The following is a 14,623-nucleotide window of genomic DNA, read 5'->3' on the forward strand; positions in this document are numbered from 1 at the left end:
GGCGGGCTATGGCGGGGCGATCACAATTGCCGCGCCCGTCACGAAAGGGGCCAGACCATGCTGCCCGCCTCGGTTCGCTTTGTTATTATTGCCCAAGCCCGCAGCGGCTCGACCCTGTTGCGCCACGCGCTGAACGCCCATCCGCAGATCACCTGCCATGGCGAAATCCTCAGCCGGGCGTGGATCAACGGGCTGATCCCCCCGGCGGCGCAGACATCCGATGACGCGCGGCTGCACAAGACCGCCCGCCCCGTGGTGCTGGGGCTGATGCCACAGCGCAATGACGACCCGGCAGGTTTCGTGCGTCAGCATGTGTTCGACACCGCGGCCAAGCCAGTCACCGGCTTCAAGATCATCTATGAGGATCTGTTCGACGACAGCGATTATGGCCACCGCATTCGCGGTTTTCTGCGCGCCGAAAACCCCGTTGTTATCCACCTGACCCGGCTGAACCCGCTGGCGGCCTATGCCTCTCGCAGGCGCATGACCGAACTGCGGATCAGCCATTCCGATGTCACCCCGGACGGCACTGCCAAGGCCCCCAAACTTACCCTGAAACGCAGCGAAGTCACTGGTTTCATCCTGCGGCAGGCGGCGTTGCGGGCACGGGTCGACGACCTGTTCCCGCTGGCGCATCCGCTAAGCTATGAGCATCTGCGCAGCCAGTTCCCGGCCCTTCTGGACCGGCTTGGCGCCGACCCCGCGCCTTTCACCGAGCGTCTGCACAAGCTGGGGTCATCCGACCTGCGCGACCTGATCGCGAATTACGACGATCTGGCCGATCTGGACGCCCCCCGGCCCGCGCGCGATCAGTAATCGCGCTCGTAGAACAGGCCGACGCTGCTGTCGCCATCGCTGCCAACCGAACCGCGCGCCGTCAGCGCCTTGCTGATGTCGAGGTTGATATTCAGCCGGGTCTTGCCGCTGTCATCGACGCTGACATCGGTATAGACATTTTCCGAGATATATTTCCCCGCCCGCAGGCCCACCTTGCCTTCGTCATCGGTGGTCAGGTCCAGATCGTCCAGCCCGGTCTGTTCGCGCAATTTGCCGACAATGCCGATCCCGCCCTGCCCGGCCAGCACCGCCACCGCATTGGCCAGCTGTGCGGCCTGAAGCGCGCTGATATTGTCCAGCCCGCGCCCGAACAGCAGATGCGACAGCACCTCTTCCTCGGGCAGGCTGGGGCTGGATTCGAACTTGATGTCGGGGTTATGCGCCTCGCCGTCGATGATGATGCGGGTCAGGATGCCGTCCTGTTCGGTTTCGGCCACCAGCCGCAGAACCGGGGTCATGCTGCCCTGCAATTCGACCAGCCCTTCGGTCAGCAGAAAGCGCTTGCCCAACAGGTCGACACGACCGCGGATCAGTTCCAGATGCCCGATGGGAATGACCTGCCGCGTGGTGCCGGTCAGTTGCAGGCTGCCGCCCAGTTCGGCATCGACGCCCCGGCCCCGCACGAAAACGCGGTTGGGCGCGTCGATGGTCAGGTCCAGCCGCATCGGGTGCGCTGGCGGCGTGGCGGCGGGCGCGGCCATCCCCGCCTCGCGCGAGGCGGCGCTGGGGAAAGGCGCCAGACCGGCCTTGGCGCGGGTCGCGCGCACCGGGCGGCGGTCGCCCAGATGGCGGATATCGGGAATGTCCTTGGCCCCGGTCGCGGCGGAAGGAATGCGGATTTCCGTCGCCCCAAGGGCCACGCGCCCCGAAATCAGCGCCCCTGCCGCCTGCGGTCCCGAAATGCGCACGGTTCCGTTCGCGGTGGTTTCATACAGGTTGGGGTCGCGCAGCACGACATTGTCAAACACCACCTGCACATCCATCACCCGCTGACCGCGCAGATCGACCGGACCCGAAACGCGGATCGCGCCCCCCGCCGCGACATTGCCGCGACCGTCAAGGTTAATGCGGCCACGGTCGAAATCGGCGCGCAGGTTCACATTGTCCATCCGCACCCCCAGCTTGGGGTCCGACAGCCGGCCATCGGGCAGGGTCAGGCGACCGGTCAGGGCCTCAAGCCCCGGTTTTCCGGCCATGCGCAGATCGAACGTCACCGGCCCCTCGACCGAGCGCGTGCGCAGGAACGGGTTGGCCAGCGCGGCATCGCTGTTGCCGGTGATGCGCAGGTCGCTGTCGCGGCCATTACGGGCCAGACGCCCGTCAATATTGGCGCGGGTGCCGCCCGGCCCTTCGGCGTTCAGATCCATGACGAAATCGCGTTCGGTCTGGCGGACGGTGCCGCGCAGGCTGGCCGGGCCGGGGAAGGACGGCACCACCAGCCCCAGATCAGTCAGCTGCGCCTGAAGGTTCAGCGCCCCGGCAGGGTCACCATCGGCCACGATGCGCAGTTGCGGGTTTTCCGCGTTCAGCCGCGCGATCGACAGCTTGTCACCCTGCTGGCTGGCGGCAAGGTCGAACCGGGTGGTGCCGCGCAGCACCGCATCGGCGCGCGGGTCGCCCACGGTCAGGTTGCTGCCGCTGCCCTGCGCGGTGATGCGCCGGGTTTTGCCATCATCGGTCACATGCCCCGAGGCCTGCAAAGCCCCGCCAAACCCCCGGCCCAGAAAGGCCAGACTGGCGGCCTGAATATCGGCGGTCACATCGGTCTGGCCACCGCCAACCGTGCCGCGCGCTCGCGCCTTGATGCGGGGGCTGTCGACGAATGCCTCGTCAATGGCAAAGACGCCGTCGCGTTCGGTGGCGGCCACCAACAGCTTGCTGTTGCCCTTGAAGGCGCCGTCGATCTGGGCCTGCCCCAGCGCCAGATCCTGACCGGTGCCGCTGATCTTCAGCCGCCGGCTGCCGTCGGGCGCATCGACGAAAGCGCCGGTCAGGTCCAGCGCGCCGCGCCAGCCGCGCCCGAACACCGCCATCGAGCCAACCTTGACCGCGCCCTGCATATCGGTCTTGTCCGGGCCGATCATGCCTTGGGCATGGGCATCGACCTGATTGTTTTTCAGGCTGAACTGATCGACGCTGATGCTGCCATCGGCGCGCTGCGCCGCCTTCAGGTCCAGCACCGTGGTCCCCGGCGCGGCGCCTTGCGTGTCCTGCTGACCCAGCCGCAGCCCCTGCCCCGAGGCATTGACCTGCACCATCTGGTTGCCCGCCTCGTCGCGCAGCCGGGCCTGCCCTTTCAGGTTGCCCGCGAACTGGTGATACAGCCGGCCCACATCGGGAATGTCGAAACCGACCGTGGCGTCCATCTTGCCGGTGGCGAAATCGCCCTGCCCGTCGACCGACAGCTGGGGGTTGGCCAGACGCAGGGTTTCAAAGGTAAAGGTGTCGTCGTTTTCCTGCACGGCGACGGTCAGAGTGGTTTTGCCTTCCAGCGCGGAATCAATATCGGGCATCCCGGTATGCAGGTCGGTCAGCTGGCCGTTCAGGGTGATGCGGCGGGCGGTGCGCGGGCCGGTCATGGCGGCCTCGGCCTCCAGCGCGCCGGTCATGTCGGGGTCGATATCGGTCAGGCTGGGAACCGAGAGCGTGGCGCGGATGTCGCTGAAATCGGTGTTGACCGGGCCAGAGGCCTGAAACAGCACCTGATTGGCATCCACGGTCAGGTCGCGCAGTTGCGTGCCCTCGTCGTCGCGGCGCGCGCTGAGGGTGATCACCGACTGGCCGCGCAACAGCCCGTCGACCTGATCCTGATCGACGGTGATGTCGGTGCCGGTCACCTGCGCCTCGGCGTCGAAAGCCCCGTTCAGCACGGTGTAATAGCCGGTCAGATACGCATCCGCCCGCCCCGACACCGCCCGCCCGGACACCCCGGACAGCCGCGACAGGTCGGTATACCGCGCCGCCACCTCGCCCGAGACGGTAACGCCGCTGCCCAGACCGTCGGCGCGCAGATCGGCCATCAGCCCGTAATCGGCGCCGCTGACTGTCAGGCCGGTCAGGTCAACCGCGTTGCCCGGCGTCCAGTCAAAGGCGGTGTGGCCGGTCAGCTTGTCGCCCACCGCCTGCGCCATGCCCGGATCGGTCATTGCCACGCCATCCGCCGCGATTTCGATGCTGCCATCGACACCGGTCAGGCGGCTGCCCTGCAACCGCACCTTGCCGCCGCCGGTCAGCGCCAGCCGGGAAATGGTCATATCGGCGCGGGTCACGTCCTGAATCTGCGCCTTCAGCGTCCAGTCGTCGCCCTGCGCCGCGTCATAGGTCAGGTCCAGCAGACCGGCCTGAACCTGATTTTCGGGCGCGAAAGGCAGGCGCACAGGCAGGGTCTGCGCGCCCGCGTCACGACCCAGCGCGATGTTCAGCTGCGCGCTGGTGGGGGCGTGTTTTTCATTGACCTCGACCGCGCCGGTGACGGTCAGGGCCTCGGTCGCCAGCGACAATTCCGGCACCGACAGGCGCCCGTTCTGGCCGCGCCAGCCCTTGGCGACAAGCCGCGACTGGTGGCCAAAGAAATCGCGGCTGTCGCCCTGCACCAGCGCCGCGACATCGCCGCCGATATTCAGGCTGAACGCGGTTCCGGGGCTGCCATCCGCACCCGGCCCGGCCTTGACCATGGCCTGCCCGGTAATGCGTGGCTGGCCGTCGGTCGCCAGCCGGATATCGGCATTGAAATCGCTGATCGGGCCGTCACCCTTGATATGCGCCTGCACCGCCGGGTCGCCGGGCAGGTCGGCCAGCGTGGACAGGAACCCGCCCTTGGCCTCGTCCAGCGTCAGGTCAAGGTTCAGAACCTTGGTTTTATTGGAATATCCGGCATCCAGGACAAAGCTGCCGCGCTGTCCGTCCTGACGTTCGATGGTCAGGTCCGCGCTGCCTTCGCCGCCGGCCAGCTGCATCTGACCCGCGACGGAAAACACTGCCTCTTGCCCGATCAGCGACGGGTCCACATGCACCCGCGCGGCGGCGATTTTGGCGATGCGCAGCGACACCGGCAGTTCGGGCAGCGCGAATTCGAAATCCTTCGCCTCCAGCTTGCGACCCTGTTCGCCCTCGCTGACGGGGGCGCGCCGGACCTCGATTTCGGCGGCGGACAGTTCGTCGATCTCGACCCGCGCCAGCAACAGCGCCGAACGCTGCCACTGGATCGCGCCATCGCGCAGCACCAGCCATTCACCATCCGCATCCGAGATGGAGATGGTGTCAAAACGTGCGCGCGAGGACAGCGCCCCCTGAAAGCCGGTGATCACCACCTTGCGCCCGGCCCCGGACAGCTTTTCCTCAAGAAAGCGGGTGACAAAGCCCCGGTCATCCTCGACCTGTTGGGAAATTTCGGCGGCGCTTTGGGCGCGCGGGGCACCGGGCAGCGCCAGCAGCGGCAGGATGGCAAGCAGCAACAGCGACAGAAAACGGATCATCAGAATGCCTGCCCCAGACCAAGGTAAACCTGAATGCCATTGCCGGTGTCGCCACCGCCCACCGGGCCGGCCACGTCAAAGCGCAACGGCCCGATCGGGGTCAGGTAACGCAACCCCGCCCCGGCCCCGGCGTGCCAGCCGCTGTCGCCCTGAAACGCGGTTTCGGTCCAGACCCGCCCGACATCGGCAAAGACCGCAAGCCCGATCTTTTCGCGCAGGCGATAGCGCAGTTCCGCGGTGGCGCTGGCGATGCTCATGCCGCCGGTCTTGATCTTGCCGTCGGGACCGTCGATGACCTCGACCCCCAGCGACTGATAGGGCTGGCCACGCACCGACCCGCCGCCGCCGGAATAGAACAGGTAATCGCGCGGTGTATCGGCAATCGCCGCCCCGGCGATGCTGCCAAACCGCGCCCGGCCTGCCAGCACCAGCTTGTTTTCACTGCCAAATCCGCGATAGGCGCGACCCTCGGCCAACAGCCTGATGCCGCTGCCGGTATCGCCAAACCCGTAAAACGGCGTGGCCTCGGCCGACAGCCAATAGCCTTTGGTCGGGTCATTGGGCACATCGCGCTTGTCCCATGTGACCGATGACGGCAGCGCCAGCACCCGGTAATTGGTGCGCCCGCCATCGTCGGTCACGCGCGAAAAGCGGTATTGCAGCGCGACATCGGCGCTGAGGCGGTCGGAATGGATATAGGTGCCGCCAAAGGACAGCGCGGCGATATCGGCCTCGTAATCCTCTTCGCGCTGGCGGGCCAGTTCCGCCTCAAGATAGGCGGTGATGTCGGGGTGCAAGGTCGCGGGCCGTTCCAGCCGCGCCTTGAACGAGGCATCGCGGCCACTGTATTTCGCCCCGATATCGGACACCGACACATCAAAGCGCAGCCGTTCACCGCCGCCGCGCAGGTTGCGGTGCATCCAATAGGCCGACACCATCGCGCCATCGGTGTTCGACAGCTCGAACCCGGCACCGGCGCGGCGCTTTTTCTGTTCGACCACCGCAAGGTCGACATCCATGCTGTTATCGGGGTTCAGCACCTCGGCCTCGGTCAGGGTGATGGCGGAAAACACGCCGCTGCGGCGCAGGCGCTTGCGCATCGTGTCCAGCGCGTCAGGGTCAAAGCGCTGACCCTTGGGAAAACCCGCGATCTTGGCCAGACGGCGCGGCGTCATCCGCTGATAGCCCTGCATGTTCAGCGTTCCGAATGTCACCACCGGACCGGGGTTCAGCCCGATGCGGCTGTCGACCGTGGCGCTGGGGTGATGGGCGGTGATGTCATTGACCACCACATCGGCCTTGGCATGGCCGTCCTTCCGCCAGGCGCGCACGCCCTCGGCAGCGGCGGATTTGATGGTGCCGGTGCCCGCCGTCTTGCCCACGGCATAGCCCTTGGGCAGGTCGGTCCGCGGCGACAGCGGCCCGATTTCGGCGCGCGAAAAGCTGAATTTCCGGCCCGGCTGGACCTCGATCACGGCATGGGTCACGCTGTCGGGGGCATCCAGCGGCGCGATCTGCGCGGCCTCGACCCCGTCCAGCCGGATGTTGATGACCGCGTCATAGCGGCCCTGATCATACAGCGCCCCCAGCACGCGCGCATAATCGGCGCGGGCGGCGGCCAGAATATCCTGCCCGGTAAAGCGGTTATCATCCAGCGCCGCATTGATCAGCGAGGTGTTGCGGATGGCGCGTTCCAGCCCGTCATCGCCGCCCTCGACCCGGATGGTCAGGTCGACGGGGCGCTCGGCCTCGCCCTTGGCGAACAGCTTGCCAAGCCCCGAAAATGGCGACGAGGACTGCGCCCAGACGCCGCCCGACCCCAGAATGACCATCAGCGATGCGGCCCAAGCCACGCTGCCCGACATGATTTTTTTCACGTTTCCGTTCCCTGCCCAGATGCCTTGGGAAACCATGGCAGGACAGGGCCGGAAAATCCAGTGCCGCAAGGGTATTTCTGCACAGAACGGCAGCGATATGTCGCCGGTGTGACCAGCCCGCCCACAGGCCCCGGCTGCGCCCGGCGGGGGCCGGCTGCGCGGCATCGGTGGTGGACAAGCCCGGCCCCGGCGCTTACGTTGCAAAACGTGAATATAAGGGGGCGGCATGGCTGTGGGCGATACCGACTGGATCGGCAGGTTCGACGGGCTGGACGGGCTGGAGGCCCCCGCCCGCCGCCTGCTGGCCGAGGGCAGCCGGGTGCTGCGCGTTCCCGCCGGCACCCAGGTCTTTGCGCCGGGCCAGTCCGCCGACAACCTGTTGCTGATGCTGTCGGGCACGGTGCGGGTGCAGCAGCGGTCCGAAACCGGGCGCGAGGTCATCCTGTATCGGGTGCGCGCGGGCGAAAGCTGTGTGCTGACCACCGCCTGCATGTTGGCCTTCGAGGATTATTCCGCCGAGGGTATCGCTGAAACCGATGCCACGGCGGTGGCCATTCCGCGCGCCACCTTCGATGCGCTGGCCGCCGATTCGGCAGCCTTCCGCAGCTTTATCTTTCGCAGCTATGCCCAGCGCATTACCGAATTGTTTACCCTGATCGACGATATCGTGTTCCAGCGCGTCGACATCCGGCTGGCCACCCGGTTGCTGGACCTTGCCGATGCGGACGATACCGTTCAAGCCACCCATCAAGTGCTGGCCAATGAACTGGGCACCGCGCGCGAGGTGGTGTCGCGCGCCCTGTCCGATTTCCAGCGTCGCGGCTGGGTCGAACAGGCCCGCGGCACCCTGCGCCTGACCGCGCGCGAGGCCCTGCACAGGCTGGCCCGCAGCGCCCGCTCGGGCTGAGGCTGCGGCATTGTGACCAAGTCACCGAACTTTCCACGACTTCGTGCGATAATCTTACGTTCATTGATTCCAGAAAGGGAACGTCATGACCAAGAACATGGGCAATATCGACCGCATCCTGCGCCTGATCGTGGCGGCGGTGCTGCTGTATCTGGCCTTCGGCACGCAATATGCGGCGGCAGGCGCGCTGCACTGGATCGCCATCGTCGTGGCGGCGGTGTTCATCGTCACCTCTCTGATCGGCAACTGCCCGCTGTATTCGATCATCGGCATCAAGACCTGCCCGCGCAGCTGATCAACAGCCACAATACAAGGAACATACCATGACCGGATATCCCGTCGACATGCGCATCAAGCCCCAGGTCACCGGCTTTTTCGACCCGGACACCAACACCATTTCCTATGTCGTGAAAGACCCGGCATCGGCCGCCTGCGCCATCGTCGATTCGGTCATGGATATCGACTATGCCGCCGGGCGCATCAGCCATCGCAGCGCGGACGAGATTATTGATTTCGTGCGCAAAAACGACCTGTCCGTCGATTGGCTGATCGAAACCCATGTGCACGCCGACCACCTGTCGGCGGCGCCCTATATTCAGGACAAACTGGGTGGCCAGCTGGGGATCGGGCGCAATATCACCATCGTGCAGGACACGTTCGGCAAGGTTTTCAACGAAGGGACCGAATTCCAGCGCGACGGCAGCCAGTTCGACCGCCTGTTCGACGATGGCGATACCTATCAGGTTGGCACCATGACCTGCTTTGCCATCCACACCCCCGGCCATACCCCGGCCTGCATGACCCATGTCATGGGCGATGCCGCCTTTGTCGGTGACACGCTGTTCATGCCCGATGGCGGATCGGCCCGCGCCGATTTCCCCGGCGGCGATGCCGGGGTGCTGTATGACAGCATCCAGAAGGTGCTGGCCCTGCCCGACGACATGCGCCTGTTCATGTGCCACGATTACGCACCCAATGGCCGCGAAATCCGCTGGGAAACCACCGTGGCCGAAGAAAAGGCCCATAACATCCATGTCGGCGGCGGCAAAACCCGTGACGATTTCGTCCGCTTCCGCACCGAACGCGACGCGACGCTGGACATGCCGCGGCTGATCATTCCGTCGCTTCAGGTGAATATGCGCGCGGGCGAACTGCCCCCCGCTGACAAGGACGGCAAGCATTTCCTGAAAGTGCCGCTGAACACGCTGTAACAGCAGCCCCGACATGCGGCGGGGCCGGTCTGGCCCCGCCTGAAACGCGCGCATCCTGAAGGGGAAACCATCGTGGATATCCACCAGATCGAGGACGGCTTTGCCGTCAGTCCGCAAATCACCGCCGATGACATTCCGGCGCTGGCCAAGGCCGGCTTTCGCGCCATCATCTGCAACCGCCCCGATGCCGAAGGCCCCGACCAGCCCGGCCACGAGGAAATCGCCGCTGCCGCCACCCAGGCGGGAATGGACTTTCGCTTTCTGCCGGTAACGCCGGGGATGGTGCGCGACGATACCGCCGACAGCTTTGGCCAGATGCTGATGGAACTGCCCGGTCCGGTTCTGGCCTATTGCCGCACCGGCACGCGGTCTGCCACGCTGTGGTCGCTGGCGCAGGCCAGCCGCCGCCCCCTGCCCGAGATCCTGTCGCGCACCAAGGCCGCCGGTTATGACATGAACGGCGTCGCGCGGCGCATCAGCAATGGCGGCAAGACCCCCACCGATACCGGCGACGCACAGTATCAGGTGGTCATCGTCGGCGCGGGCGCAGGCGGAATTTCCGTTGCCGCCAGCCTGAAATCGCGGCGCCCCGATCTGGACATCGCGGTGATCGACCCTGCCGACATCCACTATTACCAGCCCGGCTGGACGATGGTGGGCGGCGGCATTTTCAACGCCGAAACCACCGCCAAGACCATGGGCAGCCTGATCCCCAAGGGCGTGACATGGCTGAAATCGGCGGTTGCCGCCTTCGAGCCGGAAAACAATGCCGTCATTCTGGATGGCTGCCGGGTGGTCAAATACGACCGGCTGGTCGTCTGCCCCGGCCTCAAGCTGGACTGGGCCGCAATCGAGGGGCTAGAGGAAACGCTTGGCCGCAACGGCGTGACCTCGAATTACCGCTATGATCTGGCGCCCTATACCTGGAAGCTGGTCAGCGAAATGACCGCGGGCCGCGCCATCTTTACCCAGCCGCCCATGCCGATCAAATGCGCCGGGGCGCCGCAAAAGGCGATGTATCTGTCCGGCGATGCCTGGCGCCGGCGCGGGGTGCTGGACCAGATCGACATCCAGTTCTGCAATGCCGGCGGGGTGCTGTTCGGGGTCAAGGATTACGTCCCCGCGCTGATGGAATATGTCCGGCGTTACGACGCGCAGCTGAACTTTTTCCACAACCTTGTCGCCATTGACGGCCCGGCCCGCCGCGCCACCTTCCAGACCTGCGCGCCCGACAGCGAACCCCGGCAGGTGCAGATGGACTTCGACATGATCCATGTCTGCCCGCCCCAGACCGCGCCCGATTTCATCCGCGTCTCGCCGCTGGCCGATGCGGCGGGCTGGGTCGATGTCGATCAGGCGACGCTGCGCCACAAGACCCATGACAATATCTGGGGTCTGGGCGATGTGATGAACGCCCCCAACGCCAAGACCGCCGCCGCCGCCCGCAAGCAGGCGCCCATCGTCGCCGCCAATATCGTCGCTGATATCGACGGGCGGTCGGCGGTGGCGCAATATGACGGCTATGGGTCTTGCCCGCTGACGGTGGAACGCGGCAAGATCGTGCTGGCGGAATTCGGCTATGGCGGGGCGCTGAAACCGTCCTTCCCGACATGGCTGCTGGACGGCACCCGCCCGACCCGCGCGGCGTGGTGGCTGAAGGAAAAGCTGCTGCCGCCGGTCTATTGGAAGGCGATGCTGCGCGGCAAGGAATGGCTGGCCAGGCCCGAAAAGATCACCGCCCGCAGCGAGTAAGCCCATATCATGACCCATGATCTGAAACGCTTTTTGCCGATCCTGAACTGGGGTCGGCGCTATGACCGTGATGCGCTGTCCAACGACCTGATCGCGGCGGTCATCGTGACCATCATGCTGATCCCGCAATCGCTGGCCTATGCGCTGTTGGCGGGGCTGCCGCCCGAGGCGGGGATCTATGCCTCGATCGCGCCGATTGTGCTGTATGCGATCTTTGGCACCTCGAACGCGCTGGCGGTGGGACCGGTGGCGGTGGTGTCGCTGATGACGGCGTCGGCGGTGGGGCAGGTGGCCCAGACCGGCACCGCCGGTTATGCCATCGCCGCGCTGACGCTGGCGCTGTTATCGGGGCTGTTTTTGCTGTTGCTGGGGGTGCTGCGGCTGGGGTTTCTGGCCAATTTCCTAAGCCACCCGGTAATTTCGGGCTTTATCACCGCATCGGGGCTGTTGATTGCCACCAGTCAGGTCAAGCACCTGCTGGGGGTGCCCGCCAGTGGCGATACGCTGGTGGAGATGCTGGCCTCGCTGGTGGGGCATCTGGGGCAGATCAACCCCGTCACGCTGGTGATCGGGGTCACGGCGACGGGGTTTTTATTCTGGGTGCGCAAAGGGTTGAAACCGCTGTTGCGGCGGGCCGGGATGGGGCCGCGCATGGCCGATATCGCCACCAAGGCCGGGCCGGTGGTCGCCGTCCTTGCCACCACGGTTGCGGTCTGGGCGCTGGACCTGACGGCGCGCGGCGTGGCCATTGTCGGCGCGGTGCCGCAAAGCCTGCCGCCGCTGACCATGCCCGGCCTGTCGCCCGACCTGATCCGGCAACTGGCGCTGCCTGCGGTGCTGATTTCGATCATCGGTTTCGTGGAATCGGTCTCGGTCGCGCAGACGCTGGCGGCAAAGCGGCGGCAGCGCATCGACCCGGATCAGGAACTGATCGGCCTTGGCGCGGCGAATCTGGGTGCGGCCTTTACCGGCGGTTACCCGGTGACGGGCGGTTTCGCGCGGTCGGTGGTGAATTTCGACGCCGGTGCGCAGACGCCCGCCGCCGGGGCCTTTACCGCCATCGGGCTGGCGATTGCGGCGCTGGCACTGACGCCGCTGGTCTATTTCCTGCCCAAGGCGACGCTGGCGGCGACCATCGTGGTGGCGGTGCTTAGCCTTGTCGATTTCAGCATCCTGCGCAAAACATGGGCCTATTCGCGGTCAGACTTTGCCGCTGTGGCCGCCACGATCCTGCTGACGCTGGGTCTGGGGGTGGAAATCGGCGTGGCTGCGGGGGTGATGATCTCGGTCGGGTTGCATCTTTACAAGACCTCGCGCCCGCATGTGGCCGAGGTCGGGCTGGTCCCCGGCACCCAGCATTTCCGCAATATCAACCGCCATCAGGTCCAGACCGACCCGACCCTGCTGACGCTGCGGGTCGATGAAAGCCTGTATTTCGTCAATGCCCGCTTTCTGGAAGATCTGGTCCAGTCCCGCGTCAGCGAGGGCTGCGCCATCCGCAATGTGGTGCTGATGTTCCCGGCGGTGAACGCGGTCGATTATTCAGCGCTGGAAAGCCTTGAGGCGATCAACGAACGCCTGACCGGGCTGGGGATCGGCCTGCACCTGTCCGAGGTGAAAGGCCCGGTGATGGACCGGCTGAAGACCTCGGATCTGCTGGATCACCTGAACGGGCAGGTGTTCCTGTCGCAATTCGACGCCTGGCAGACGCTGTCGGCGCTGGCCGGGCAGGGCGGTCGGCCCGCGACGGCCTGACCGGCACAAACGGGCCAACACAAACGGGACGGCCCGCGCGGGGTGGCGCGGGCCGGGCCGCATCAGTTGGCCTTGGGCATCATCTTGTCGTCGCCCATCTTGTGATCATCCATTTTGTGATCGCCCATCTGGTGATCGCCGTTCATGTCGTGATGCATCATGTCCTTGCCGGCCATTTCCATGCAATCGGCAAGCATCTGGTCATGCTTCATCTTGTCGGCCTCGGCGTCGACCTTCATCATGCATTCTTTCTTGGCCATTTCCATGTCGTGCATGGCGGCATCGGTCTTGGCCATACCTTCGGCATGGGCGGCACCCATCGCGGCGGCAAGGAACAGGGCGGCGGTGGCGGTGGCGGTCTTGGCAAACATCTTGAAAACTCCGATCACGGCGACGGGCGGAATTGTCCGTCGCTTGCACAGGGTTTTCGTGCGCCGGGCCGCCCTTGTTACAGCGCACACGCGGTCGTGAACGGTCAGACCGTGTCCAGATACAGCTCGACCGTTTCTTCGTCCGACAGTTCGGCCATGTATTTCAGCTCTTGCCGCTTGGTCATCAGCAGGTTCTCGATCAGATGAGCGGGGAAGATGCGCCTGATCTGCGGGCATGTGTCAAACGCCTCGATCGCCTCGGACCAGGTGCCGGGAAGCTGTGCCAGATTCTGGTCATAGGCGTTGCCGGTAAAGGGTTCGGGGCAGGGGGCGCGGTCCTCGATCCCGTTCAGCGCGGCACCCAGAATGGCCGCGATGGACAGATAGGGGTTCACATCCCCGCCCGCGACGCGATGTTCAATGCGCCGCGCCTTGTGACCGGATGCCGGCACCCGGATCGCGGCGGTGCGGTTTTCATAGGCCCAGCCAATGCCGGTGGGGGCATGGGCGTTGGGCACCAGCCGGTCATAGCTGTTTTCATGCGGCGCAAAGACCAGCGTCGACCCCGGCATCGCCGCCAGACAGCCGCCAATCGCATGGCGCAGCATATCGGTGCCGCGGTCGGTGCCATCGTCAAAGATATTGTTGCCATCCGCGTCAAGGACCGAGAAATGCATATGCATCCCCGACCCCGACCAGATGTCATAGGGCTTGGCCATAAAGCTGGCGGCAAAGCCGAACTGACGCGCCACGCCCTTGACCAGCATCTTGAAAAACCACGCATCATCGGCGGCCTTCAGCGGGTCTGGCTGATGCATCAGGTTGATTTCGAACTGGCCCAGCGCGGCCTCGGAAATGGCGGTGTCGGCGGGGACGTCCATTTCCTCGCAGGCGTCGTAAAGCCGGGTAAAGAACTTGTCGAACGCATCCAGCGCCCGCAGCGACAGGGTTTCCGCCCCGGTGCGCCGCTTGCCCGACCGTGGCGAGCGCGGCACCCGCAGGGTCTGGCCGGAATCGTCGATCAGAAAGAATTCCAGCTCGGTCGCGACGACGGGGGTCAGGCCGGCGGCCTTGTAGCGGTCGACAACGCGGGCCAGCGCCTGTCGCGGGTCGCCGTCATAGGGGCGGCCATCGGGGTGGAACATCCAGATCGGCAACAGCGCCGTCGGCGCGTCCAGCCATGGCATCGACACAAAGCCGCGTTCCGTCGGCATCAACAGCCCGTCCGGGTCACCGGATTCGAAAACCAGCGGGCTGTTGTCGATATCCTCGCCCCAGATATCCATGTTCAGAACGGAATAGGGGAACTTGGTGCCCTCGGTCATCAGCTTGCCGGCAAAGCGGGCCGGCACCCGCTTGCCACGCGCCACCCCGTTCAGATCTGCCGCCGCGACGCGGATGGTTCTGACTTCGGGGTGCTCGCTTAACCAGTCCATGA

General features: G+C 65.5%; 10 protein-coding genes. 6 read left to right on the forward strand and 4 right to left on the reverse strand.

Going from position 1 to position 14,623, the window contains the following annotated elements; all coding sequences use genetic code 11:
* The first annotated feature begins 57 nt into the window (after window positions 1–57).
* Window positions 58–816, forward strand: a complete 759-nt coding sequence (locus ACFXP9_RS08905; protein WP_397208641.1) for a hypothetical protein — start codon at window positions 58–60, stop codon at window positions 814–816.
* Here ACFXP9_RS08905 and ACFXP9_RS08910 read toward each other — a convergent pair.
* Window positions 810–5,312 (reverse strand): translocation/assembly module TamB domain-containing protein, encoded by a 4,503-nt coding sequence (locus ACFXP9_RS08910; RefSeq protein WP_397210168.1) that lies wholly within the window; start codon window positions 5,310–5,312, stop codon window positions 810–812. The two genes, ACFXP9_RS08905 and ACFXP9_RS08910, sit on opposite strands and share 7 nt — an antisense overlap.
* Window positions 5,312–7,189 (reverse strand): autotransporter assembly complex protein TamA, encoded by a 1,878-nt coding sequence (locus ACFXP9_RS08915; RefSeq protein ID WP_397208639.1) that lies wholly within the window; start codon window positions 7,187–7,189, stop codon window positions 5,312–5,314. Before ACFXP9_RS08915 ends, ACFXP9_RS08910 begins: the two co-directional genes overlap by 1 nt.
* A 226-nt stretch (window positions 7,190–7,415) precedes the next feature.
* On the opposite strand from ACFXP9_RS08915, the gene ACFXP9_RS08920 reads away from it, so the two are divergent.
* The 5 genes from ACFXP9_RS08920 to ACFXP9_RS08940 all read left to right on the forward strand — a co-directional run bounded on the left by ACFXP9_RS08920 (window position 7,416) and on the right by ACFXP9_RS08940 (window position 12,814).
* Window positions 7,416–8,096: a Crp/Fnr family transcriptional regulator gene (locus ACFXP9_RS08920; RefSeq protein ID WP_397208638.1), complete on the forward strand. Its 681-nt coding sequence runs from the start codon at window positions 7,416–7,418 to the stop codon at window positions 8,094–8,096.
* Window positions 8,097–8,181: 85 nt separating this feature from the next.
* On the forward strand, window positions 8,182–8,391 hold the full coding sequence (locus ACFXP9_RS08925) for a YgaP family membrane protein (RefSeq protein WP_397208637.1): 210 nt from the start codon (window positions 8,182–8,184) through the stop codon (window positions 8,389–8,391).
* Between the two features lie 28 nt (window positions 8,392–8,419).
* The gene (locus ACFXP9_RS08930; protein WP_397208636.1) at window positions 8,420–9,307 is read left to right on the forward strand and encodes an MBL fold metallo-hydrolase; all 888 of its coding nucleotides are present in this window, start codon (window positions 8,420–8,422) and stop codon (window positions 9,305–9,307) included.
* 72 nt (window positions 9,308–9,379) lie between these two features.
* Window positions 9,380–11,059 carry a bifunctional protein tyrosine phosphatase family protein/NAD(P)/FAD-dependent oxidoreductase gene (locus ACFXP9_RS08935; RefSeq protein ID WP_397208635.1) on the forward strand — a complete coding sequence of 560 codons (1,680 nt, stop codon included), beginning with the start codon at window positions 9,380–9,382 and terminating at the stop codon, window positions 11,057–11,059.
* A 9-nt stretch (window positions 11,060–11,068) separates the two neighbouring features.
* Window positions 11,069–12,814 (forward strand): SulP family inorganic anion transporter, encoded by a 1,746-nt coding sequence (locus ACFXP9_RS08940; RefSeq protein ID WP_397208634.1) that lies wholly within the window; start codon window positions 11,069–11,071, stop codon window positions 12,812–12,814.
* 62 nt (window positions 12,815–12,876) lie between these two features.
* Here the strand turns inward: ACFXP9_RS08940 and ACFXP9_RS08945 are convergent, their stop codons facing one another.
* Window positions 12,877–13,185 (reverse strand): hypothetical protein, encoded by a 309-nt coding sequence (locus ACFXP9_RS08945; RefSeq protein ID WP_397208633.1) that lies wholly within the window; start codon window positions 13,183–13,185, stop codon window positions 12,877–12,879.
* 104 nt (window positions 13,186–13,289) lie between these two features.
* Window positions 13,290–14,621, reverse strand: coding sequence for a glutamine synthetase family protein (locus ACFXP9_RS08950; RefSeq protein ID WP_397208632.1), 1,332 nt, complete (start codon window positions 14,619–14,621; stop codon window positions 13,290–13,292).
* Window positions 14,622–14,623 lie beyond the last annotated feature (2 nt).

It is taken from the genome of Paracoccus jiaweipingae (assembly GCF_044335505.1).
In the GTDB taxonomy this organism is placed as follows: Bacteria; Pseudomonadota; Alphaproteobacteria; order Rhodobacterales; family Rhodobacteraceae; genus Paracoccus.

Coding starts and splice junctions, on each gene's coding strand:
- ACFXP9_RS08905 (WP_397208641.1), top strand. CDS start 58: ATGCTGCCCGCCTCGGTTCGCTTTGTTATTATTGCCCAAGCCCGCAGC.
- ACFXP9_RS08910 (WP_397210168.1), bottom strand. CDS start 5,312: ATGATCCGTTTTCTGTCGCTGTTGCTGCTTGCCATCCTGCCGCTGCTG.
- ACFXP9_RS08920 (WP_397208638.1), top strand. CDS start 7,416: ATGGCTGTGGGCGATACCGACTGGATCGGCAGGTTCGACGGGCTGGAC.
- ACFXP9_RS08925 (WP_397208637.1), top strand. CDS start 8,182: ATGACCAAGAACATGGGCAATATCGACCGCATCCTGCGCCTGATCGTG.
- ACFXP9_RS08930 (WP_397208636.1), top strand. CDS start 8,420: ATGACCGGATATCCCGTCGACATGCGCATCAAGCCCCAGGTCACCGGC.
- ACFXP9_RS08940 (WP_397208634.1), top strand. CDS start 11,069: ATGACCCATGATCTGAAACGCTTTTTGCCGATCCTGAACTGGGGTCGG.
- ACFXP9_RS08945 (WP_397208633.1), bottom strand. CDS start 13,185: ATGTTTGCCAAGACCGCCACCGCCACCGCCGCCCTGTTCCTTGCCGCC.
- ACFXP9_RS08950 (WP_397208632.1), bottom strand. CDS start 14,621: ATGGACTGGTTAAGCGAGCACCCCGAAGTCAGAACCATCCGCGTCGCG.